This is a genomic window from Nonomuraea guangzhouensis (genome assembly GCF_019396345.1).
In the GTDB taxonomy this organism is placed as follows: Bacteria; Actinomycetota; Actinomycetes; order Streptosporangiales; family Streptosporangiaceae; genus Nonomuraea; species Nonomuraea guangzhouensis.
In genome coordinates this window covers 78,238-98,678 of the sequence record NZ_JAHKRM010000016.1, presented here as the reverse complement: position 1 = coordinate 98,678, position 20,441 = coordinate 78,238, and the positions used below count along the sequence as shown (strand labels likewise).

Below are 20,441 nucleotides of genomic sequence, written 5' to 3'. Positions count from 1 at the left end.
ACCCCGGTCAGGCTGTTGCGCGGCCAGTCGCAGACCCAACCTGGTCGGGCCGTTACGCGGCCAGCTGCAAGCCCAGCCCGGTCAGGCTGTTGCGGGCCCAGTCCAGCTGTTCGGCCAACAGGGACACCAGTGCCCCCGGTCCCTTGGCGCGCCCCGGCACCGCCAGGTTGTGCGTCTCGACCTCGATGTGCGCGCTCCCGCTGACCGCGCCCGACAGCATCGCCGCCATCGTGTCGTACAGCACCGCGCCCGTGCTGGGCGTGTCCCCCGTGTGGTTGTGTACGTGCCCCAGCTTGACCACCGGAGCGCCCGCGGCGGCCAGCCCGCGCAGTGCCGCACCGGGCTCCTCGGCGCCGCAGGCCAGGTGGCACGCGTCGAGGCAGACGCCCAGATGCTCGGAGTCGATCCCGCACACCCGCTCCAGCGCCTGCTCGGTCGTCTCCAGCACGCAGCCGGGCCACGGCTCGAAGCCGACGCGGATGGTCTTGCCGGTGACGCTGTAGATGCCACGCAGCTCTCTGGCCAGCCGTTCGAGCCGTCGGGTGGCGATGGCGTGCAGGTCGGCGGGCCAGTCGTGGCGCCAGCCGATCGGGATGGTGGAGATGCTGCCGAACCGTACGTCGTCGGGCAGCAGGAACGCCAGGATCTTGGCCAACGCCATCGTGTAGCGGTAGCGCTCCGGCTTGGCCCAGTCGGGACCGGGCACCTCAAGGTTGCGCCCGCCGGTGCCGTTGAGGCTCACCACCTCCAGGCCGCGCTCCTCCAGCGACCTGCGCAGCCGTACGAGTTCGATGCGGTCGGCCGTGAGGTGGTCGGCCACGGCGGGCGAGAGCCACAGGCCGACGCCCATCCGCTCGACCCCGAGCCGCTTGCGCACCGGCACCGCGTAGCGGGTCAGGTGGGCGATCAGGTTCTCCAGGTCTTCCGCGGGGTGTACGCCTGCGTTGTAGGCGAGGTGAACCAGCGTTCCGTCATCGTGACGCAGACGCATTGAATCCTCCACGGCTTGCACTGGTGTTCCCGTCGCCCGCCCTGGGGACGATGCGGACTTTGTCGAGCATGCCTGCTGCCGGGTGGCGCACGCGTCCGCCCTGAGTTGATTCGTGTGTACTCCCCAGGGAGCAGCCCTCACCTTGGAAACGCCGTCCTGCGGACGACGTGGAGAGGCCAGGCGATGCTCTACGCAGTGTAGTACTACTACCGGTGGCGGTACACCCAGGTTTCCAACAAATTAAGCAACCGGCCTATGAAACGGCGAAACCCCCGTGTGATCTCTCACACGGGGGTCCTGGGTCGAACCCGGGCGCCGTTAGTTCTTGATCGGCGCCGCGATCGCCGCGGCCGAGTCGGGAACCTTGCTGGACGCCGCGTCCTCACCGGTGAAGATGAACTTCGCGTCGTCGCCTTCGCCTTCGATCGTGACCTTGACGATCTGCCCCGGACGGAGCTCGCCGTACAGGATCTTCTCCGACAGCGAGTCCTCGAGCTCGCGCTGGATGGTCCGGCGCAGCGGCCGGGCACCCATGACCGGGTCGTAACCGCGGTCGGCCAGCAGCTGCTTGGCCTCGGGCGAGACGTCGAGCCCCATGTCGCGGTCCTTCATCCGGGCGTCGACCTGAGCGAGCATCAGGTCCACGATCAGGATGATCTCCGCCGGCGTCAGCTGGTGGAAGACCACGATGTCGTCGACACGGTTGAGGAACTCGGGCCGGAAGTGCTGCTTGAGCTCCTCCTGGACCTTGGCCTTCATCCGCTCGTAGTTGGAGTCGGCGTCGTTGGACTTGGCGAACCCGACCCCGATGCCCTTGGAGATGTCGCGGGTGCCGAGGTTGGTGGTCATGATGATGACCGTGTTCTTGAAGTCCACCACCCGGCCCTGGGCGTCGGTCAGGCGACCGTCTTCCAGGATCTGCAGCAGCGAGTTGAAGATGTCGGGGTGGGCCTTCTCGATCTCGTCGAACAGGACCACGGAGAACGGCTTGCGCCGCACCTTCTCGGTGAGCTGACCGCCCTCCTCGTAGCCGACGTAGCCGGGAGGCGAACCGAACAGCCTGGAGACGGTGTGCTTCTCCATGAACTCCGACATGTCCAGGCTGATCAGAGCGTCTTCGTCACCGAAGAGGAACTCCGCCAGCGCCTTGGACAGCTCGGTCTTACCGACACCGGACGGGCCGGCGAAGATGAACGAGCCACCGGGACGGCGCGGGTCCTTCAGCCCGGCGCGGGTGCGCCGGATCGACCTGGACAGGCCCTTGATGGCGTCGTCCTGGCCGATGATCCGCTTGTGCAGCTCCTCCTCCATGCGGAGCAGGCGCTGCGACTCCTCCTCGGTCAGCTTGAAGACCGGGATGCCGGTGGCCGTCGCCAGGACCTCGGCGATGAGCTCCTCGGTGACCTCGGCCACGACGTCCATGTCGCCGGCCTTCCACTCCTTCTCGCGCCGCTCGCGCTTGAGCTGGAGCTGCTTCTCCTGATCGCGGAGGGCGGCCGCCTTCTCGAAGTCCTGCGCGTCGATCGCGGACTCCTTGTCCCGGCGGACGTTGGCGATCTTCTCGTCGTACTCGCGCAGGTCCGGCGGAGCGGTCATCCGGCGGATGCGCATCCGCGAACCGGCCTCGTCGATGAGGTCGATCGCCTTGTCGGGAAGGTAACGGTCGCTGATGTAGCGATCGGCCAGCTGCGCGGCGGCGACCAGCGCGCCATCGGTGATGGACACCCGGTGGTGCGCCTCATAACGGTCGCGCAGACCCTTGAGGATCTCGATCGTGTGGCTGAGCGAGGGCTCGGCCACCTGGATCGGCTGGAAGCGCCGCTCCAGAGCGGCGTCCTTCTCCAGGTATTTGCGGTATTCGTCGAGGGTCGTGGCACCGATGGTCTGCAGCTCGCCACGCGCCAGCATCGGCTTGAGGATGCTGGCGGCGTCGATCGCGCCCTCGGCCGCGCCCGCGCCGACGAGCGTGTGCAGCTCGTCGATGAACAGGATGATGTCGCCGCGCGTGCGGATCTCCTTGAGCACCTTCTTCAGGCGCTCTTCGAAGTCACCGCGGTAACGGGAGCCCGCCACCAGAGCGCCGAGGTCAAGCGTGTAGAGCTGCTTGTCCTTCAGCGTCTCGGGCACCTCGCCCCTGACGATCTTCTGCGACAGGCCTTCGACGACGGCGGTCTTGCCGACGCCGGGCTCGCCGATCAGCACCGGGTTGTTCTTGGTCCTCCGGGAGAGGACCTGCATGACCCGCTCGATCTCCTTCTCACGGCCGATGACCGGATCCAGCTTGCCCTCGCGGGCGGCCTGGGTCAGGTTACGGCCGAACTGATCGAGCACCAGGGAGGTCGACGGGGCCGACTCCTGCGGGCCACCCGCGGCGGCCGGCTCCTTGCCCTGGTAGCCGTGGAGCAACTGGATGACCTGCTGCCTGACACGGTTGAGATCGGCTCCAAGCTTGACCAGCACCTGGGCGGCCACACCCTCACCCTCACGGATGAGCCCGAGCAGGATGTGCTCGGTGCCGATGTAGTTGTGACCCAGCTGCAAAGCCTCACGGAGCGACAGCTCAAGAACCTTCTTGGCCCGCGGGGTGAACGGAATGTGCCCCGACGGAGCCGACTGGCCTTGGCCGATGATCTCCTCGACCTGCTGACGCACTCCTTCAAGGCTGATGCCGAGGCTCTCCAGAGCCTTGGCGGCTACGCCCTCACCTTCATGGATCAAACCAAGAAGAATGTGCTCAGTGCCGATGTAGTTGTGGTTGAGCATCCTGGCCTCTTCTTGGGCCAAGACGACAACCCGCCTTGCTCGGTCGGTGAACCTCTCGAACATCTCGTCGCTCCTCACAGAGCGGTCAGTCAGGCCGGTAAATCCGGTCCCGTCATCCCGCATGCTAGCCCTGGCTCGGCGAACCGTGCCCACTGCCACTGACACGCTCTATAGCAGAGACGTTCCCCGGGAGCAGGGCGTTCACCCTCTATCCAACTACCGATCGGGGGTTACGTGTTCCCGATACGCCGCAAGCGAACGATGTTTGGGAAGCCTCGGCGAAGCGCCTGGAATTGGTCACCACGGCGCCGGCAGATCAACATGGAGCGGCTTCCGGCCGCCGCGGGTGAGAGGGCTCGCCCGCGCATCGCCCATGCCACATCAGTAGGCCATACGCAAACATCCTATGTAGTGAAGCGCGCCTCGCGCCAATCGATCGTGGTACGGCGCCCGGAGGCCGGGAAATCGCCCGTCTGGTCAGCCGGGTTACCAACCCGGGCCGTCGCACCACCGGGGCACCCACACCCGGGGCTGGAACGCACCAGAACAGAAACCGCCCGGAATCCACCGAGCGGCAGCCCAAAATGATCACATATGGGCGATTAGAAGATCGCCACGCGAACTGTCCAGCATTTGAGAAGAGCCGATAAAATGATCATGCGCTTATGGCGTTCGCCGGGGTCCTTAGGCGAGCGGCATAAGCGCATGGTCGGGAGATGACTCTCTCAGTGAGCTGCTTCGTACTTCTCCACCACGGTGGAGGCGATTCGGCCACGCTCGCTCACCGGCAGACCGTGAGCCTTGGCCCACTGCCGGATCTCCGAGCTCTTCTCGCGGCTCATCGCACGCTGTCCGCCGCGACCGCGCCGACGCGTGGTGACGGCACCGGACCGACGAGCGTGCTGTACGAAAGGCGTGAGCGCGTCCCTCAGCTTCTTGGCGTTAAGGTCGCTCAGGTCAATCTCATAGGAGGAGCCGTCAATAGCGAAGCTGACCGTCTCATTGGCCTCGCCCCCATCGAGGTCATCGATGAGAATCTCCTGGATCTGCTTGGCCATCTACGCAATCCTTTCGCGGAGCATTGTTTCATTCGCCAGGGCAAACATATACCCGGAAAGGCGTTGAGACAATTCAGCGCTACAGGGATTCCGCTGAGTCACGGATCAGTTGTGGTTCTCAGCCTGATCCTGGCGGTTTGGACGGCGTCCGGCGGCCTCGGATCGGACCAACTTCACTACGCCAAAGATGAAGGCGCCGCCCACGACCACGGGTGGGATGAGGGCTGACAATACGTCGGTAAGGGCCTGCATTCGTCCTCGCCTCCACAGCGGACCGGGGTTTCGATGGGCGCTTTATCCACAAGCGGCCCCAGCATGAGCGCCCCTCATGCCACACCAGGTGGACAACCGCCCGCACCTGACCATAGTGGTACACCGATGCTGTCCGTGTGCCAAGAGCGCCAACATCCGGCAACCCGGACGCCTCATAGCCTAATGCCAGTCTCTCCAGGCTCCTTACCGGATCAAGTGAAAATTTTACGGAAAGGCATCAGCCCAGGTACCCAAGGCTCAACGAAGATCTTTGGTCACCAGTGTTCCGGCGAGCCTGTCGTGCGGCCCGCGCTGCAGCGGCTTGTCGATCAAGATGAGGATCCCGACCCCGAAGACGAAGATTCCGGCCAGCACATTGACCACCGGAATGCCCATCACCATGACGGCTCCGGGATAGATCAGGGACCGTTTCAGCAGCGCGCATCGCCGAAGGCCACCGGGCTCCAGGCGAATCTTCATGATCGCCTTGCCGAAGGTGCGGCCGCCCATGGAATGCGCGGTCCAGTCATAGACCGTATATCCCAGCCCGGCGAGCAGCCACGCGAACACGCCGGGCAGTCGGCCGTCGAACACCTCCACCAACCCGACAGTTCGAAAAACTGCCCAGAGCGCGACGAACAGAATGTAATAGAAGACACCGAAGACGAGGGCTTCAATGAGCCGGGCGGCCAGGCGTTCCCACCATTCCGCCGGCACCGCGTCACTCCACGGCGGTGACCCGGTCATAACCCACCTCGACCCTTCGGCGAACCGACCGCTACCCATTTTGGTACGGCCCGCACAGACAAAACAGAGGCCGGCCACCGGCCGACCTCTGTTTCGCGCTCTCGAGGACTACTTGATCTTCACTACCACGGTGTTGCTGAACTTGTCGGCGAACGTCTGCTGCAGCGGCTTGTCCCAGAGCTGGGAGGCACCGTTCAGCGCGACGGCGATGCCGCCGAGCAGAGTCCCGACGAACGGGATGATGCCGAGGGCGTATCCGCCCCAGGTGACGCCCGCCCGCTTGAGCGCCACCTCGTTGGGCAGGCCGCCGGGCGGCAGCATGTTGCCCATGGGCACGATCTTGATGCCCATGACCAGCTTGCCGACCGTCTGGCCGCTCATCTTGGTCATGAAGTACTCGTAGGCGACATATATCGCCGTCATCAAGATGGTCTGCACGATCCCGTAGGCGAGCGGGCCCAGCAGGCCGCTCGTCGTGCCGGTCACGGAGTTGTAGCTGCTGAGCAGGATGGCCCCGAGAATCAGGCCCAGCACCCCGGACACGATGCCGAAGATCACACCGTCGATGATCCTCGCCACGAGCCGCTGCCACCACTCGGCGAGCGGGGCCGGGGCTCCGGGCGGCTGCATCCCGTACGGCTGGGCGCCGTAGCCGGGCTGCTGGCCGTACTGGGGTTGCTGCTGCCCGTATCCGGGCTGGCCACCGTACTGCGGCTGCTGCTGCTGACCGTAACCAGGCTGGGACTGCTGCTGCTGGCCGTAGCCCGGCTGCTGCTGCCCATAGCCGGGCTGGGACGGCTGCTGCTGGCCGTAACCAGGCTGCTGACCGTAAGCCGGCTGGCCGTAGCCGGGCTGCTGGCCCGACGCGGGCTGCTGACCATAGCCAGGCTGCTGACCGTAACCGGGCTGCGATTGCGGCTGCTGACCATAGCCAGGCTGGGACGGCTGCTGCTGCCCGTAGCCGGGCTGCTGGCCGTAGCCGGGCTGTGACTGCGGCTGCTGACCGTAGTCCGGCTGGCCGTACTCGGGCTGCTGGCCCGAAGCCTGCTGCTGCCCGTAGCCGGGCTGCTGGCCGTAGTCAGGCTGCTGGCCATAGCCGGGCTGCTGCCCGTACTGGGGCTGCTGCTGGCCGTATTGCGGCTGCTGACCGTAACCAGGCTGCTGACCGTAGCCCGGCTGCTGTTGCTGGCCGTACTGCGGCTGCTGGCCGTAGCCCGGCTGCTGCTGCCCATAGTTGGGTTGCTGGCCATAGGCGTCGTCCGCCCGGTAGCCAACGATCGTTGCATCCGGGTCGGCGCCGCCATAGGGGCGGCCCGCGTTGTGCTGTCCGTATTCGGGAGTCCCGCCAGGCGCAGAGTTCTCGCCGGATTCGTCCTGTGGATACGGCGGCTGTCCGGTGCTCACCGTGTCACCTCGCTTCGAGTGCGCATGTGGCACGTGTCCGGACACATGCCTGTGCTGCCCAACGTATCGACATAGGTATCAACAATCACCTTTCCCATTAGTCAAGGTCCGCGTCACCCGATGTCAGGTGGAGCAGCATGCGGGTGTTCCCCAGAGTGTTGGGCTTGACGTGTTCCAAGTCGAGGAACTCGGCGACACCCTCGTCGTACGAGGCCAGCAGCTCCGCGTAGACCTCTGGCGAGACCGGAGTGCCCTGAACCGGGCGGAATCCATGCCTCGCGAAGAAATCGACCTCAAAAGTCAGACAGAATACCCGGCGCAGGCCGAGCTCTCGGGCGGTCATGATCAAGGAAGAGACGATCCGGTGCCCGATTCCGAAGCCGCGGAACTCCGGGTTGACGGCCACCGTGCGAATCTCCGCGAGATCCTCCCAAAGCACATGCAGCGCGCCACAGCCGACCACCTGGCCGCCGCGTTCGGCGATCCAGAACTCCTGCACGTCCTCGTACAGGGTGACGGTGGCCTTCTCCAGAAGCCGCTGTCCGGCGCCCGCGTAGGTGTCGACCAGGCGCCTTATCGTCCTGACATCCGGCGTGCGGGCACGCCGGACGACGATTTCCGTGTCCGGGACTGTCACTTCGGCGACCTGCTCCATGGGTCTCCAGAGTACAGATCCGATTACGGCTCCCCCCTAACTGCGACCTCTCCCCCATCTCATGACATGCGGTGGTTGATCAATCACGATGGGGGATCCCTTGGCTCCTAGGCTTCCATGTCTTGGCGAACTTGGTGGAAAAAGGACATAAAGTCTGTTCTGTACGGCCAAGCACGAGACCCTCTCGTGACCCTTCGGTTGCGAAACCTCTACTGACTTGGCAGTTCTGGTTGAGCACGAACGCGGAGTGCACTAGTGTCCAGCGACGATGTCACCCGCGCGAGCCAAGCGTGGAGACGCGCCCAATCTCCGCGAGGAGAACCGGGGACCCGCCGGTGGCGAGCTCATCCTGACGCCACCCTGGGGTGAATCCGAGCGATTCGTTCGGTAGGGCTGCTCCGGCCCGAACCCGTCAGCTAACCCGGTAGGCGCCGATGAGAGGAGCTGGTTCGTGAAGTACACCCGCAATCGCGAGGGGAAGCCGGCGGGCGCTCATGCCCGCCCTCCGGGATCCCGGAAAGCCTCCACCCGCTTGGGTGTCATCGCGGCCACCGTCGCCACTCTCCTGTTCGCCATCCCCGTCGGCTCCGCCGTCGCCGATCCCAAGCCCTCTCTGAAGGCCCTGTCCAAGCAGGCCGAGGAGCTCCACACCCAGATCGAGACGCTCAGCGAGCAGTACAACGGCCAGCGCGAGAAGCTCAAGACCGCCAAGAAGGCGGTCGAGGCGGCCCAGAAGACACTGGCCACCAGCGAGTCCGACTTCGCCGCCAAGCGCGCCAAGGCCTCGTTGCTGGCCCAGAACGCCTACATGAACGGCGGCCTCGGCCACTCCCTGACGTTCAGCTCCTCCGACGACCCCGAGAGCTTCCTCGACCGGGCGGCCACCACCGACGCGCTCGAACATCAGCAGGGCGTCGAGGTCAACCTGGTGACCGCGGCCAGAGAGGCCGCCGAGCGGGCCAGGACCAGCGCCAAGACACGCATCGACGAGGTCCAGAAGATCGTCGACGGCCTCGACACCAAGCGAGACAAGATCACCAAGCTGGTGGCCAAGGTCGAGAGCAGCCTGTTCAAGCGCGCGATCGGCGAGGCGGGCCGCCCCGGCTCCCGCGCCGTGCGGGTGAACCTGCCGGTCATCGGCGCCGGCAAGGCCGCGATAGCCGCCAGGTGGGCGCTCACGCAGCAGCTCAAGCCCTACGTCTGGGGCGCCGAGGGCCCGAGCTCGTACGACTGCTCCGGCCTGGTGATGGCGGCCTACCAGCGGGTGGGCATCTCACTGCCGCACTACACCGGCGATCAGTGGACGGCCGGCCGGCACATCTCCAAGGAGGAGCTGCGTGCCGGCGACCTGGTCTTCTTCTACGGCGACCTGCACCACGTCGGCATCTACATCGGTGGCGGCATGATGGTCCACGCGCCGCAGACCGGCGACGTCGTGCGCATCGCGTCCATCGCTCGCCGTCCGTTCGCGGGTGCCGTACGCATCGCCGACTGAACGTCCGGGGCGCCGGCAGCAGGCGCCCTGACGACGGGGGCTCTTGCGGCGGGCCCGGCGGCCCGGTCAGATGAGCTGACGGCGGGCGGCCCAGGCCACGGCCTCGATGGCGGTGGCGACTCCGATGCGGTCGCAGATACCCCGCAGTCTCCGGCGTACCGTGCGCCCGCTGATATCCAGTCGTCTGCCCACCCGGTCAACCGTGACTCCCTTGGCAAGCTCCGCCAGCAACGCCAGATCCGCATGGCTGAGCTCGACGCCTTCAGTGAGCACATACATCGGGAGCCCTCCCCCCAACAGCAGAACTCGAGACGTCTCTGTCCGAGCAGAGCTGCTCGTCTCGCAGACGGTAAACGCATTCTGGAAAGGTCGTCAAGCAAGCCAATCCTGACATTTGACGATCGACATTGACATGATCCTCTGTATGTGAAGTACTCGCCATATGTCGGCACGCTTCGGGGCCTGATGAGCGAGCACAGCCGTCCTTACAAGGGCTCCGACCCGCCACCGCCGAGCACCACGGACATGCTGGGCTTCGATCCCTGGGACGCGGATATCGCCCTGCGCTCCATATGCGAAATATCGGGAAATACAGCGGCGTGGGCCACTCTTTCGTACCCGGGGCGGACGGGATCTCCGTTTCGGACACGGCTCCGACCCGCTCGGCAAAGGCGGTCCGACAGAGCCGGTGGAATCGTTCCTGCTCATGGACTCCACGGATCGACCACAGCCGCCTGCGCGGGCCGGTCAAGAGAGAGCGCCCGCGAGCGCGTGCCGAGGCTGTCGCGACCGAGCTGATCCGGACGCTGCCGGACGAGGCCGAGCTGATCACCGTTCTCCTATTCGCCGCCGGGCAAAGGACCGCTGTCAACCTCACCGTCGACGGCGTCCTGAACGTTACGCGGCGACCCCGGGGGTCAGGCGGCGTCGTACGTCTTCCTGGCCGCTTCGACGGTCTGGATGTTGGCCTCGGCCCAGCCCTTGATCGCGGCCACCAGCGGCATCAGGCTCTCGCCGAGCGGGGTGAGCTCGTAGTCGACCCGGACCGGCACCGAGGGAGTGACCGTGCGCCGCACCAGGCCGTCGCGCTCCAGCCCGCGCAGCGTCTGGGTGAGCATCTTCTGGCTGACGCCCGCGATGCGCCTGGACAGGTCGCTGTAGCGGCGGGGCCCGCTCGCCAGGCCGGTGAGCACCAGCGTCACCCATTTGTCGCTGAGCCGCTCGAGCAGCTTCCTCGACGGATACTCCGCGAAGGAGCGCCGGTGTCTGGAGTGAGGAGTGAGGGAGCGAAGCGACTGAACGACGATCGGAAGACGCCGGATCCCAGCGACTGAGCCGCGATCCGCAGGATCGCCATCAACACGCGAAGTAGGCGTCGAACGCCTGCTTGGCCGCCTCGCGCCGGCCGGCCGCCGTGGTCGTCGCCATCACTCGTCCCTCCAGGTGAGTTACGCACTCACAGGTGCCTTCTTACCGGGAGAGAGTAACTCTTCCTAGGGTCGAAGACATGACGAACATGCGCGCGCTCATTGGCGGTACCGGCTCCCCACGGCTCGTGGAGGTGCCCGTGCCGGAGGCAGGACCGGGACAGGTGCGGATCAGGATGGCGGCGGCCGGGGTGAACCCCTTCGACCTGGCGGTGGCCGCGGGAACGCTGGCCGACCACGGCGTGGCCAGGAAGCTGGACTCCTACGGGCTCGGCTTCGACGTGGCCGGGACGGTCGACCAGGTGGGCGAAGGGGTCGCCTATCGGATCGGAGACGAGGTGATCGCGCTGGTGGCCAGGCTGGAGCTGCCGGTCAAGGCGCAGGCCGAATACGTGGTGGTCGACGCCTCGGCCGTGGCGAGGGCGCCTCGGGGCGCGTCGGCCGTGGCGGCGGCGACGATCCCGCTCAACGCGTTGACCGCCTGGCAGGCGCTGGACCGCGCCCGGCTCGCTCCGGGACGGACGCTGCTCGTGACGGGCGCCGCGGGAGCCGTCGGCGGTTACCTGGTCGAGCTGGGCGTGGTGCGGGGTCTCCGGGTGGTGGCGGCGGCCGGGGACGGCGACGAGGAGCTCGTGCGCGGGCTGGGCGCCGAGTGGTTCGTGCCCCGGTCCGCGGATCTGGCGTCGGCGGTGCGGTCACTGGTGCCCGGGGGCGTGGACGCGGTCGTGGACGCGGCGGTGCTGGGGCTGGGCGCGCTCGACGCCGTACGGGACGGCGGCACGTACGTCTCGTTGACGCCCGGTGTGACGGTCATCCCGCTGCGTGGCACGGACGTCGCGTCGGTGTTCTTCCGGGCGGACGCGGACCAGCTCGCCGAGGTGGTGCGCCTGGTCGAGGCGGGCCGGATCACGCTGCGCGTCGCCGGCGCGTACCCGCTGGAGAAGGCCGCCGACGCGCACGCCCGCCTCGCGGCAGGCGGCCTGCGTGGACGGCTCGTGCTGGTGCCGTGAGCCGCCCGACGCTACGGCCGGTGAGCCATCCGCTCACCGGCCGAGCGCGGTACGACTTGGGCCACGCGGGTTGAGACGTGGCCGCGCGGGTCAGGGCATGACCGCGCGGGTCAGGACGCGACCGTGCGGGTCAGTGGGTCGGCTTGACCAGCGGGAACAAGATCGTCTCCCGGATGTTCTTGCCGGTGAAGGCCATGATCATCCGGTCGATGCCGGCCCCCATGCCACCCGTGGGCGGCATGGCGTACTCCAGGGCCTGCAGGAAGTCCTCGTCGAGCTGCATGGCCTCCGGGTCGCCGCCGGCGGCCAGCAGGGACTGCTCGACCAGACGACGCCGCTGCTCGATCGGGTCGACGAGCTCGGAATAGGCGGTGCCCAGCTCGGTGCCGAACCCGATGAGGTCCCACTTCTCGGTCAGCAGCGGGTTGTCGCGGTGCTGGCGGGTCAGCGGCGAGGTCTCCAGCGGGTAGTCCATGACGAACGTCGGCTGGATGAGCGTGTGCTCGACGAGGGCCTCGAAGATCTCCTGGACGAGCTTGCCCTGGCCCCACTTCGGATCCCAGTGGACATCCCGCTTGTCAGCAAATTTCCGGACCTGCTCGAGCGGGGTGTCGGTGGTGACCTCTTCGCCGAGCGCCTCGGACACCGTCCCGTACAGCGTGACGCGCGGCCACTCGGGGATGCCCAGGTCCACCTCGACGCCGTCGTGGACGACCACCGAGGTGCCCAGCGCGGCCACGACGGCCTTCTGGTACATCCGCTGGGTCAGGTCGGCCATGTCGTTGTAGTCGAGGTAGGTGCCGTACGCCTCGAGCATGGTGAACTCGGGGTTGTGCGTGGAGTCCGCGCCCTCGTTGCGGAAGTTGCGGCTGATCTCGAAGACCTTCTCGATGCCGCCGACCACGAGCCGCTTCAGATAGAGCTCGATCGCGATGCGAAGGTAGAGCTCCATGTTGTAGGCGTTGATGTGGGTCTTGAACGGCCGGGCCGTCGCGCCGCCGTGAATCGGCTGCAGCATGGGCGTCTCGACCTCGAGGTAGCCCTCCTCGTGCCAGAAGTCACGCACCGCGCGCACGGTGGCGCTGCGGATCCGGGCCATCTCCCGCGCCTCGTCGTTGACGATGAGGTCGACGTAGCGCTGGCGGACCCGGGCCTCGGGGTCGGTGAGGCCGACGTGCTTCTCCGGCAGCGGTCGCAGGCACTTGGCGGTGATCTGCCAGCGGTCGGCCAGGATCGACAGCTCGCCGCGGCGGGAGGTGATCACCTCGCCCTCCACGCCCACGTGGTCGCCCAGGTCGACGTCGCGCTTCCAGGCCGCGAGCGACTCCTCGCCGACCTTGTCGAGCGAGATCATCACCTGCAGGTCGCCGCCGCCGTCGCGGAGCGTGGCGAAGCAGAGCTTGCCGCCCACGCGGTTGAGCATGACGCGGCCCGCCACGCCGACCTTGTCGCCGGTCGCGGTGTCCGGGTCGAGGCCCTGGTATTTCTCCCTGACCTCGGCGTTGGTCGCCGTGCGGGGAAAGGTCACCGGGTAAGGATCGACGCCCTCACTGCGAAGGCGGTCGAGCTTCTCCCTCCGGATGCGCATCTGCTCGGGAAGTTCGTCGCTCACAGCATCAAAGAGTAGGGGATATGGCGAACTGCAAGGGCTCGTCACCTCTCTGCAGGGTGCTTGCAAGAGCTCCCGATTACTAATGACACATCGAGCTCAGGGGGGAACCGGCAGGGCGCCGGCCCAGGGGGAGCTCAAGGAGAGATCATGATGAAGAAGCTCGCGACCGGCCTCGCCGCCGTCGCCGCCACGAGCGCGCTGGCCTTAGCGCTGCCCGCAGCCGCCAACGCCAGCACCACCGACGACTACTCCGAGTCCTGGGGCCCGGTTTACTCGCAGCACTACCTGGCCAAGGCCTCCGGTTGGATCGGCGTGGAGTGGGACGACGACGAGGAGTCGAACACGGTCACCGTCAAGGGCAAGCTCTGGGACCTGGACAACCGCAGCTACGACGAGGGCGGCAAATGCGCCTACGTGAAGTTCCAGGCCAGCGACTTCGACGAGAACTGGTCGACGGTCTACAGCAAGAAGTACTGCGGCTACCCCGCCTTCAAGCGCTTCTCCTTCGACACCGACGACGCCTCCAGCATCCGGGTGAAGGTCTGCCAGATCGGCCTCCACAGCAGCTCTCCGAGGAACTGCGGCAGCTGGGAGTACCTGTACACCAACGAATCCGAGTAAGACGGTCCACGAACGCAAGCGGCCCCCTCACCCGAGCGGGGGGCCGCTTGTTCATGCCGTGTTGCGGTTGTAGATCAGGCGCAGGCCGATCAGCGTCAGCCACGGCTCGTGCACGTCGATCGAGCGCGACTCGCCCACCACCAGCGCCGCGTGGCCGCCGGTGGCCACCACGGTCACCTCGTCGGGGTCGTCGGCCAGCTCGGCCGTCATCCGCTCGACGATGCCGTCGACCTGGCCCGCGAAGCCGTAGATGATGCCGGCCTGGAGCGCTTCGACCGTGTTCTTGGCGATGACCGAGCGCGGCCTGACCAGCTCCACCTTGTGCAACTGGGCGCCGGCCGCCGCCAGGGCGTCGACGGAGATCTCGATGCCGGGCGCGGTGACCGCGCCGATGTACTCGCCCTTGGCCGACACCGCGTCGAACGAGGTCGCGGTGCCGAAGTCGACGATGACGCAGGGGCCGCCGTACTGGTCGATGGCCGCCAGCGCGTTGACGATGCGGTCGCTGCCGACCTCCTTGGGGTTGTCCATGCGGACGGGCACGCCCGTGCGGATGCCCGGCTCCACGATCACCGCGGTCACGTCGCCGTAGTAGCGGCGGCACATCTCGCGCATCTCGTTGAGCACGCTCGGTACGGTCGAGCAGATCGCGATGCCGCTGACATCGGCTCCCTTGAGCAACGGCGACTGGCCGAGCAGTCCCTGGAGCACGACCGCGATCTCGTCGGCGGTGCGGCGGGCGTCCGTGGCCAGCCGCCAGTGCTCGATGACCTCTTCGCCCTCGAACAGGCCGAGCACCGTGTGCGTGTTGCCGACGTCGATCGTTAGCAGCATCGATTACCCCCGTAGATCCAGTGCGATGTCGAGGGCCGGCGCCGAGTGCGTGAGCGCTCCCACCGCAAGGTAGTCAACGCCAGTTTCGGCTACATCACGGGCCGATTCCAAGGTCAACCCTCCACTCGCCTCAAGCTTCGCCCGATTTCTCACGATGTGGACGGCTTGGGCGGTCTGCTCAACCGTGAAGTTGTCGAGCAGGATCTCCTCGGCCCCTTCTTCGAGCACCGGACCGAGCTGGTCGATCCGGTCCACCTCCACCTCGATCGGCAGTTCCGGATAGCGCTCTCTCACCGCGCGGAACGCCTCTGCCACCCCGCCGGCGGCCACCACGTGGTTGTCCTTGATCAGCGCGGCGTCCGACAGGGACATCCGGTGGTTGACGCCGCCGCCGCAGCGCACCGCGTACTTCTCCAGCGCCCGCAGCCCGGGCAGCGTCTTGCGGCTGTCGCGCACCCTGGCCCGGGTGCCGCTGATCGCCTCGACCCAGCGGCCGGTCAGCGTGGCGACGCCCGACAGGTGCGTGAGCAGGTTGAGCGCGGTGCGTTCCGCCGTCAGCAGGCCCCTGACCGGCCCCTCCACGGTCATCAGCACGTCGCCCGCCCGGACGTGCTCGCCGTCCTTGGCCTTTCGCTCGGTACGGGCGGCGCCCAGCCGGACGAACACGGCCTCGGCGACGGCCAGCCCGGCGACGATGCCGTCCTTGCGCGCCACCACGTCCGCGATCGCGCGCTGCTCCGCCGGGATGGTGGCCAGGCTCGTCACGTCGCCCGCCTCCTGCAGGTCCTCGTCGAGGGCCCGGTCGATCAGCGCGTCGATCTCCGCCGGGTTCAGCCCGGCGGCGGCGAGCTCCTGCGCCAGTCGCGGCGGCGTGGTGTCGCCGTGCGGCGTGAACGTCATCTGCGGCCCCTCTTCGGTCAGGGTCACGTCCAGGTGGCCCAGCCAGTCATTGTCGTCCCGGTCCGGAAAGTCCTCACGCCAGTGCGAGCCGCGGGTCTCCAGCCGCGCCCGGGCCGCGCCCACCAGGACGGTGGCGACGGTCAGCAGGTTCGTGGCCTCCCACGACTCGGTGCACGGCAGCACCTGGACCGGGGTCCAGCGGGCGTCGCGGAGCGCCCGCGCCGTCTCCGCGAGCGACTCGCGGCTACGCAGCACGCTCGCTCCCCCGCTCATGTGGGCCTGGATCCTGGCCCGGATCCGCGGATCGGCCAGACCCGTCACCACGTTGCCCGCCGTCCGTACCGTCGTGGGCTCCTCGGTGGCGCGTTCCGCGTGGATGTCCGCGGCGATGCGCTCGGCGAAGACCAGGCCCTCCAGCAGCGAGTTGGACGCGAGCCTGTTCGCGCCGTGCACGCCCGTGCAGGCGACCTCGCCGCAGGCGTACAGGCCCTCGATGGAGGTACGGCCGAGCAGGTCGGTCCTGACCCCGCCGCTCGCGTAGTGGGCGGCGGGGGCGACGGGGATGGGCTCGGTGGCCGGGTCGATGCCGTGCTCGCGGCAGACCGCGTAGATCGTGGGGAAGCGGGTCTTCCACCGGTCCTCGCCGAAGTGGCGGCCGTCGAGGAAGACGTGGCTCTGCCCGCTCTCGCGTATGGTCCGCATGATGGCCTTGGCGACCACGTCGCGCGGCGCGAGGTCGGCCAGCTCGTGCACGCCGGTCATGAACCTGCGGCCCTCGTGGTCGATCAGAACGGCGCCCTCGCCCCTGACCGCCTCGGAGATCAGCGGCTGCTGCCCGGTCGACTCCTCGCCGAGCCACAGCACCGTGGGATGGAACTGGACGAACTCGATGTCGCGCACCACGGCCCCCGCCCTGAGCGCGAGCGCGACGCCGTCGCCGGTGGAGACGCCGGGGTTCGTCGTGGAGGCGTACACCTGCCCCATGCCGCCGGTGGCCAACACGACCGCGCGCGCGTGCACCGCGCCCACGCCGTCGCGCGCGCCCTCGCCCATGACGTGCAACGTCACACCCCTGGCCCGGCCGCGGGCGTCCGTCAGCAGGTCGAGGACCAGCGCGTGCTCGATGACCTCCACCGAGCCCGCCTTGACCGCCTCGACCAGCGCCCGCTGCACCTCGGCGCCGGTGGCGTCGCCGCCCGCGTGCACGATCCTGTCGCGCCGGTGGCCGCCTTCCCTGGTCAGCTGGAGCTCACCGTCGGGGGTCCGGTCGAACCGGGCGCCGCGCTCCATCAACCGCCGCAGCGCGCCCGGCCCCTCGGTCACCAGCGTCCGTACGGCCCGTACGTCGCACAGGCCCACCCCGGCGACCAAGGTGTCGTTCAGATGCTCGTCGGGGCTGTCGCGCGGGTCGAGCACGGCCGCGATCCCGCCCTGGGCCCAGCGGGTGGACCCGGACGAGAGCACGTCCTTGGTGACGACGAGGACCTTGGCCGCGGGATCCAGCTCGGCGTAGCGCAGGGCCACGGTCAGCCCCGCGATGCCGGAGCCCACGACGACCACGTCGGCCTCGGCGATCCAGCCGGGATCGGGGGCCGTCAGTCGGAGGGGAATCGCCGGTGCGCTCATGGAGTCTCCTCAAAGAGGCGATTTCGTCAATATGACGATAACCCCCATCGGAGGATGCGATGACCCCGGGGTGGGTCTAGTCAGGCAGGGCGCAGCGTCAGGACGACGTTGTCGATCAGCCGGGTGGTGCCGACCTTGGCGGCGACCGCCAGCACGGCCTCGCCCCGGTAGGACTCGTACACCTCACTGAACGTGGCCGGATCGACGAGCACCAGGTAGTCGAGCGCGAGCCGGGGCGCCGCGGCGTCGAGTACGGACAGCGCCGCAGCGCGGATCTTCGACGGGACGGACTCCGCCGCGCCCGCCCGCAGAGCCGCGGAGAGCGCGAGGGCGATCTGCCGCTCGTCGGCGGACAGGTAGCGGTTGCGGCTCGACAGCGCCAGGCCGTCGGGCTCGCGGACCGTGGGGGCGCCGACGATGTCGATCGGCAGGTCGAGGTCGGCGACCATCCTGCGGATCATGGCGAGTTGCTGGGCGTCCTTCTGGCCGAAGATCGCCACGTCGGGCTGGACGAGGTTGAACAGCTTGAGCACGACCGTGAGCACGCCGTCGAAGTGGCCGGGCCGGATCGCGCCCTCGACGATCGTGCCCATCTCTCCGGACTGGACGCTGACCTGGCGGTCGAGGGGATACATGTCGTCGGCGGTCGGAGCGAAGACGACGGCCACGCCTTCGTCCCGGCACGCCTCCAGGTCCGCATCAAACGTCCGTGGATAGCGGGAAAAATCCTCGTTTGGGGAGAATTGCAGGGGGTTGACGAAGATGCTGACCACGACCTGGTCGGCGCGGGTACGGGCCTCGCGGATCAGGGAGCGGTGGCCCTCGTGCAGCGCGCCCATCGTGGGCACCAGGGCGACGCTCCCCTGGCCGCGTGCTTTGACCAGGTCGATGCGGTTTCTGGCGACGATCAGGTCCATATGTTGCCTCCGAGCGCGTCGAGCAGGCGCTCGGCCTCCTCGGGCTTCAGCAGCCCTGCGGCGAGCGCGCGGTCCGCGGTGAGCCTAGCGAGGGCGATGTAGGCGTCGGCCGCCTCGGGGGCGGCCAGGATCAGCGCGTCGACATGCTTGCGCACCGTGCCCGCGTCACCCCGCACCACGGGACCGGTCAGCCCGGCGATGCCGAGCCGGAGCACGTTGTCGAGCGCCGCGCCGAGCAGCGGGCCGAGCATGATCCCCGGATGCTCGACGCCGATCCCCCGCAGCAGTTCCTGCGACTCGGCGATGAGCGTGACCATGTGGTTGGCCGCCCCGGCCAGGGCCGCGTGGTAGAGGGCACGGTCGGCCTCGGCGATCCAGACCGGCTCGGCGCCCATCTCGATGACCAGGGCCTCGGCGATGGGCCTGAGCGGATCGGGCGCCGTCACGCCGAACGAGATGCCGGTGATGCGGTTGAGGTCGTCGTCCCTGCCGGTGAACGTCATCACCGGGTGGAGCGCGAGCGGCAGCGCGCCCGCCCTGGCGGCCGGGTCGAGCACCGACAGCCCGTACGCGCCGCTGGTGTGCACGAGCAGCTTGCCCTGCAGGTCCGCGCCGGTCGACGCCAGCCCGTTGACCAGGTCGGGCAGCGCGTCGTCTGGCACGGTGAGCAGGATCAGCTCAGCGGCCTTGACGACCTCCTCGGGCCGGGTCGGCAGCACACCGAGCCGCTTCGCCGCCCACCGCTGCGAGGCATCGGAAACTCCGCTGGCGGCGACCACGTGATGCCCGGCCTGCGCCAGTGCGGCACCGAGCACCGAACCCACCTTGCCCGCGCCCAGCACACCCACTGCCAACCGCCCCGGGCGATCCCCTGCGTCCATGACGTCCACCCCTGTCGACCTGATGGCACTGCCGCCCAGAGTAACGGCCGCTCGAGACTGCGTATGTGACCAGGCTTTTGCTGCATGTTGAGTTACCGACAAATGGGACAAGGGCATATAAAAGCGTGCACCCCCTGTCGGAAGAGATGAGGAGAGGGGTCATCGCATTGGTGGCGGGCGCCGAGTCTGCGACCCGACGCCCGCGTTGAAATGCGAGCCTCTTGGAGGTGCGGACTTGGTCGGCCAGGTCCTCGTTTCGGCGAGCCATGAGATAGTCCAGGGCATGTGGCTCCCCTGGCGCGCCGCGATGCGGCACGCGCTTTATGGCGAGGACGGCTTTTATCTTCGTGAGCGCCCTTCGGGCCACTTTCGTACCTCGGTCAGTGCTTCGGCCGCATTCGCCGAGGCGGTTCTGGCGCTGCTGACCCAGGTCGACGCCGAACTGGGCTCGCCGGACCGCCTCGACCTGGTCGACATCGGCGCGGGAGAGGGCGTCCTGGTCGCCCGCGTACTCGACGCGGCCGACCCCGCGTTGCGCGCCCGGCTCAACATCACCGCCGTCGACCTCTCGCCCCGGCCCGACGGCCTGCCCGAGAGCATCGCCTGGCGTTCCCGGATCCCGTACGGCATCACCGGGCTGGCGATCGCCAACGAGTGGCTGGACAACATCCCGCTCGACGTGGCCGAGCAGACGGCTGACGGGCCGCGGCTGGTTCTGGTCGAGACCAAGACGGGTGAGGAGCGGCTGGGCGACCCGGTGCCCGGGGACGGCCGCGCCTGGCTGGACCGGTGGTGGCCGCTGGGCCGCATCGGTTCGCGGGGGGAGATCGGGTGCCCTCGGGATGCCGCTTGGGCGGCTGTTCTGACCCGGCTCAGCAGGGGGCGCGCGGTGGCCATCGATTATGCACACCCTGTGGATAACCGCCCCTGCCACGGCACGCTCACCGGGTACCGCGACGGTGCGGTCGTGGCGCCCATACCCGACGGGACCTGCGACATCACCGCGCACGTGGCGCTCGACGCGTGCGCCGAGGCCGGGCGGCGGGCCGGTGCGATATCCACAGGCTTGTCCACACAGCGGGATGCGCTAAGGGCTCTGGGGGTCACCGGCACGCGTCCGCCCATCGACCTCGCCCGCACCGATCCGCCGGGCTATCTGCGGGGTCTGGCGCGTGCCTCGGAGGAGGGGGAGCTGATCGACGCGAGGGGGCTCGGCGGGTTTGGCTGGCTCACCCAGGACCGCTGACC

Annotated in this window: 17 protein-coding genes and 1 riboswitch; of the genes, 4 read left to right on the top strand and 13 right to left on the bottom strand. The window is 68.0% G+C overall.

Features of this window, described 5'->3' with window-relative positions; translation table 11 throughout:
* Window positions 1-52: 52 nt before the first annotated feature.
* From KME78_RS31340 to KME78_RS31315, 6 genes are all read right to left on the bottom strand, one after another.
* The gene (locus tag KME78_RS31340) at window positions 53-991 is read right to left on the bottom strand and encodes a TIM barrel protein (RefSeq protein WP_219532988.1); all 939 of its coding nucleotides are present in this window, start codon (window positions 989-991) and stop codon (window positions 53-55) included.
* Window positions 992-1,309: 318 nt separating this feature from the next.
* Window positions 1,310-3,817 (bottom strand): ATP-dependent Clp protease ATP-binding subunit, encoded by a 2,508-nt coding sequence (locus tag KME78_RS31335; protein WP_219532987.1) that lies wholly within the window; start codon window positions 3,815-3,817, stop codon window positions 1,310-1,312.
* A 662-nt stretch (window positions 3,818-4,479) separates the two neighbouring features.
* Window positions 4,480-4,812: a histone-like nucleoid-structuring protein Lsr2 gene (locus tag KME78_RS31330; protein ID WP_214641947.1), complete on the bottom strand. Its 333-nt coding sequence runs from the start codon at window positions 4,810-4,812 to the stop codon at window positions 4,480-4,482.
* A gap of 510 nt (window positions 4,813-5,322) precedes the next feature.
* The gene (locus KME78_RS31325) at window positions 5,323-5,811 is read right to left on the bottom strand and encodes an RDD family protein (RefSeq protein WP_219532986.1); all 489 of its coding nucleotides are present in this window, start codon (window positions 5,809-5,811) and stop codon (window positions 5,323-5,325) included.
* Between the two features lie 108 nt (window positions 5,812-5,919).
* The gene (locus tag KME78_RS67370) at window positions 5,920-7,215 is read right to left on the bottom strand and encodes an RDD family protein (protein WP_219532985.1); all 1,296 of its coding nucleotides are present in this window, start codon (window positions 7,213-7,215) and stop codon (window positions 5,920-5,922) included.
* A 97-nt stretch (window positions 7,216-7,312) separates the two neighbouring features.
* Window positions 7,313-7,870 carry an amino-acid N-acetyltransferase gene (locus tag KME78_RS31315; protein ID WP_219532984.1) on the bottom strand — a complete coding sequence of 186 codons (558 nt, stop codon included), beginning with the start codon at window positions 7,868-7,870 and terminating at the stop codon, window positions 7,313-7,315.
* A gap of 289 nt (window positions 7,871-8,159) precedes the next feature.
* A riboswitch (cyclic di-AMP (ydaO/yuaA leader) is annotated at window positions 8,160-8,316 on the top strand.
* A gap of 5 nt (window positions 8,317-8,321) precedes the next feature.
* On the opposite strand from KME78_RS31315, the gene KME78_RS31310 reads away from it, so the two are divergent.
* Window positions 8,322-9,365, top strand: coding sequence for a C40 family peptidase (locus KME78_RS31310; RefSeq protein WP_219532983.1), 1,044 nt, complete (start codon window positions 8,322-8,324; stop codon window positions 9,363-9,365).
* Window positions 9,366-9,431: 66 nt separating this feature from the next.
* Here the strand turns inward: KME78_RS31310 and KME78_RS31305 are convergent, their stop codons facing one another.
* Complete coding sequence (locus KME78_RS31305) at window positions 9,432-9,644, bottom strand: LuxR C-terminal-related transcriptional regulator (RefSeq protein WP_214641953.1); 213 nt, start codon at window positions 9,642-9,644, stop codon at window positions 9,432-9,434.
* Window positions 9,645-10,282: 638 nt separating this feature from the next.
* Complete coding sequence (locus tag KME78_RS31300; RefSeq protein ID WP_246652440.1) at window positions 10,283-10,594, bottom strand: winged helix-turn-helix transcriptional regulator; 312 nt, start codon at window positions 10,592-10,594, stop codon at window positions 10,283-10,285.
* 278 nt (window positions 10,595-10,872) lie between these two features.
* Between KME78_RS31300 and KME78_RS31295 the strand changes: the two genes are divergently transcribed.
* Window positions 10,873-11,802 (top strand): NADP-dependent oxidoreductase, encoded by a 930-nt coding sequence (locus tag KME78_RS31295; protein WP_246652351.1) that lies wholly within the window; start codon window positions 10,873-10,875, stop codon window positions 11,800-11,802.
* Window positions 11,803-11,932: 130 nt separating this feature from the next.
* Here the strand turns inward: KME78_RS31295 and lysX are convergent, their stop codons facing one another.
* Complete coding sequence (lysX, locus tag KME78_RS31290) at window positions 11,933-13,414, bottom strand: bifunctional lysylphosphatidylglycerol synthetase/lysine--tRNA ligase LysX (protein ID WP_308127208.1); 1,482 nt, start codon at window positions 13,412-13,414, stop codon at window positions 11,933-11,935.
* 147 nt (window positions 13,415-13,561) lie between these two features.
* Between lysX and KME78_RS31285 the strand changes: the two genes are divergently transcribed.
* On the top strand, window positions 13,562-14,035 hold the full coding sequence (locus KME78_RS31285; protein ID WP_219532982.1) for a hypothetical protein: 474 nt from the start codon (window positions 13,562-13,564) through the stop codon (window positions 14,033-14,035).
* A gap of 51 nt (window positions 14,036-14,086) precedes the next feature.
* On the opposite strand, the gene KME78_RS31280 is transcribed toward KME78_RS31285, so the two are convergent.
* From KME78_RS31280 to KME78_RS31265, 4 genes are all read right to left on the bottom strand, one after another.
* A complete protein-coding gene (locus tag KME78_RS31280) occupies window positions 14,087-14,869 on the bottom strand; it encodes a type III pantothenate kinase (RefSeq protein WP_219532981.1) in 783 nt (260 codons plus the stop codon).
* Between the two features lie 3 nt (window positions 14,870-14,872).
* Complete coding sequence (locus KME78_RS31275; protein ID WP_219532980.1) at window positions 14,873-17,395, bottom strand: L-aspartate oxidase; 2,523 nt, start codon at window positions 17,393-17,395, stop codon at window positions 14,873-14,875.
* A gap of 80 nt (window positions 17,396-17,475) precedes the next feature.
* A complete protein-coding gene (panC, locus tag KME78_RS31270; RefSeq protein ID WP_219532979.1) occupies window positions 17,476-18,312 on the bottom strand; it encodes a pantoate--beta-alanine ligase in 837 nt (278 codons plus the stop codon).
* Window positions 18,303-19,193 carry a Rossmann-like and DUF2520 domain-containing protein gene (locus KME78_RS31265; RefSeq protein WP_219532978.1) on the bottom strand — a complete coding sequence of 297 codons (891 nt, stop codon included), beginning with the start codon at window positions 19,191-19,193 and terminating at the stop codon, window positions 18,303-18,305. The genes panC and KME78_RS31265 overlap by 10 nt, the downstream gene beginning before the upstream one ends.
* A 283-nt stretch (window positions 19,194-19,476) precedes the next feature.
* On the opposite strand from KME78_RS31265, the gene KME78_RS31260 reads away from it, so the two are divergent.
* On the top strand, window positions 19,477-20,439 hold the full coding sequence (locus KME78_RS31260; RefSeq protein ID WP_219532977.1) for an SAM-dependent methyltransferase: 963 nt from the start codon (window positions 19,477-19,479) through the stop codon (window positions 20,437-20,439).
* The last annotated feature ends 2 nt before the right edge of the window (window positions 20,440-20,441 follow it).

Bases quoted from the DNA above. Each gene is read 5' to 3' on its own strand.
- KME78_RS31340 (WP_219532988.1), bottom strand. From the start codon at position 991: ATGCGTCTGCGTCACGATGACGGAACGCTGGTTCACCTCGCCTACAAC.
- KME78_RS31335 (WP_219532987.1), bottom strand. From the start codon at position 3,817: ATGTTCGAGAGGTTCACCGACCGAGCAAGGCGGGTTGTCGTCTTGGCC.
- KME78_RS31330 (WP_214641947.1), bottom strand. From the start codon at position 4,812: ATGGCCAAGCAGATCCAGGAGATTCTCATCGATGACCTCGATGGGGGC.
- KME78_RS31325 (WP_219532986.1), bottom strand. From the start codon at position 5,811: ATGACCGGGTCACCGCCGTGGAGTGACGCGGTGCCGGCGGAATGGTGG.
- KME78_RS31315 (WP_219532984.1), bottom strand. From the start codon at position 7,870: ATGGAGCAGGTCGCCGAAGTGACAGTCCCGGACACGGAAATCGTCGTC.
- KME78_RS31305 (WP_214641953.1), bottom strand. From the start codon at position 9,644: ATGTATGTGCTCACTGAAGGCGTCGAGCTCAGCCATGCGGATCTGGCG.
- KME78_RS31295 (WP_246652351.1), top strand. From the start codon at position 10,873: ATGACGAACATGCGCGCGCTCATTGGCGGTACCGGCTCCCCACGGCTC.
- KME78_RS31285 (WP_219532982.1), top strand. From the start codon at position 13,562: ATGATGAAGAAGCTCGCGACCGGCCTCGCCGCCGTCGCCGCCACGAGC.
- KME78_RS31280 (WP_219532981.1), bottom strand. From the start codon at position 14,869: ATGCTGCTAACGATCGACGTCGGCAACACGCACACGGTGCTCGGCCTG.
- KME78_RS31275 (WP_219532980.1), bottom strand. From the start codon at position 17,395: ATGAGCGCACCGGCGATTCCCCTCCGACTGACGGCCCCCGATCCCGGC.
- panC (WP_219532979.1), bottom strand. From the start codon at position 18,312: ATGGACCTGATCGTCGCCAGAAACCGCATCGACCTGGTCAAAGCACGC.
- KME78_RS31265 (WP_219532978.1), bottom strand. From the start codon at position 19,193: ATGGACGCAGGGGATCGCCCGGGGCGGTTGGCAGTGGGTGTGCTGGGC.
- KME78_RS31260 (WP_219532977.1), top strand. From the start codon at position 19,477: ATGTGGCTCCCCTGGCGCGCCGCGATGCGGCACGCGCTTTATGGCGAG.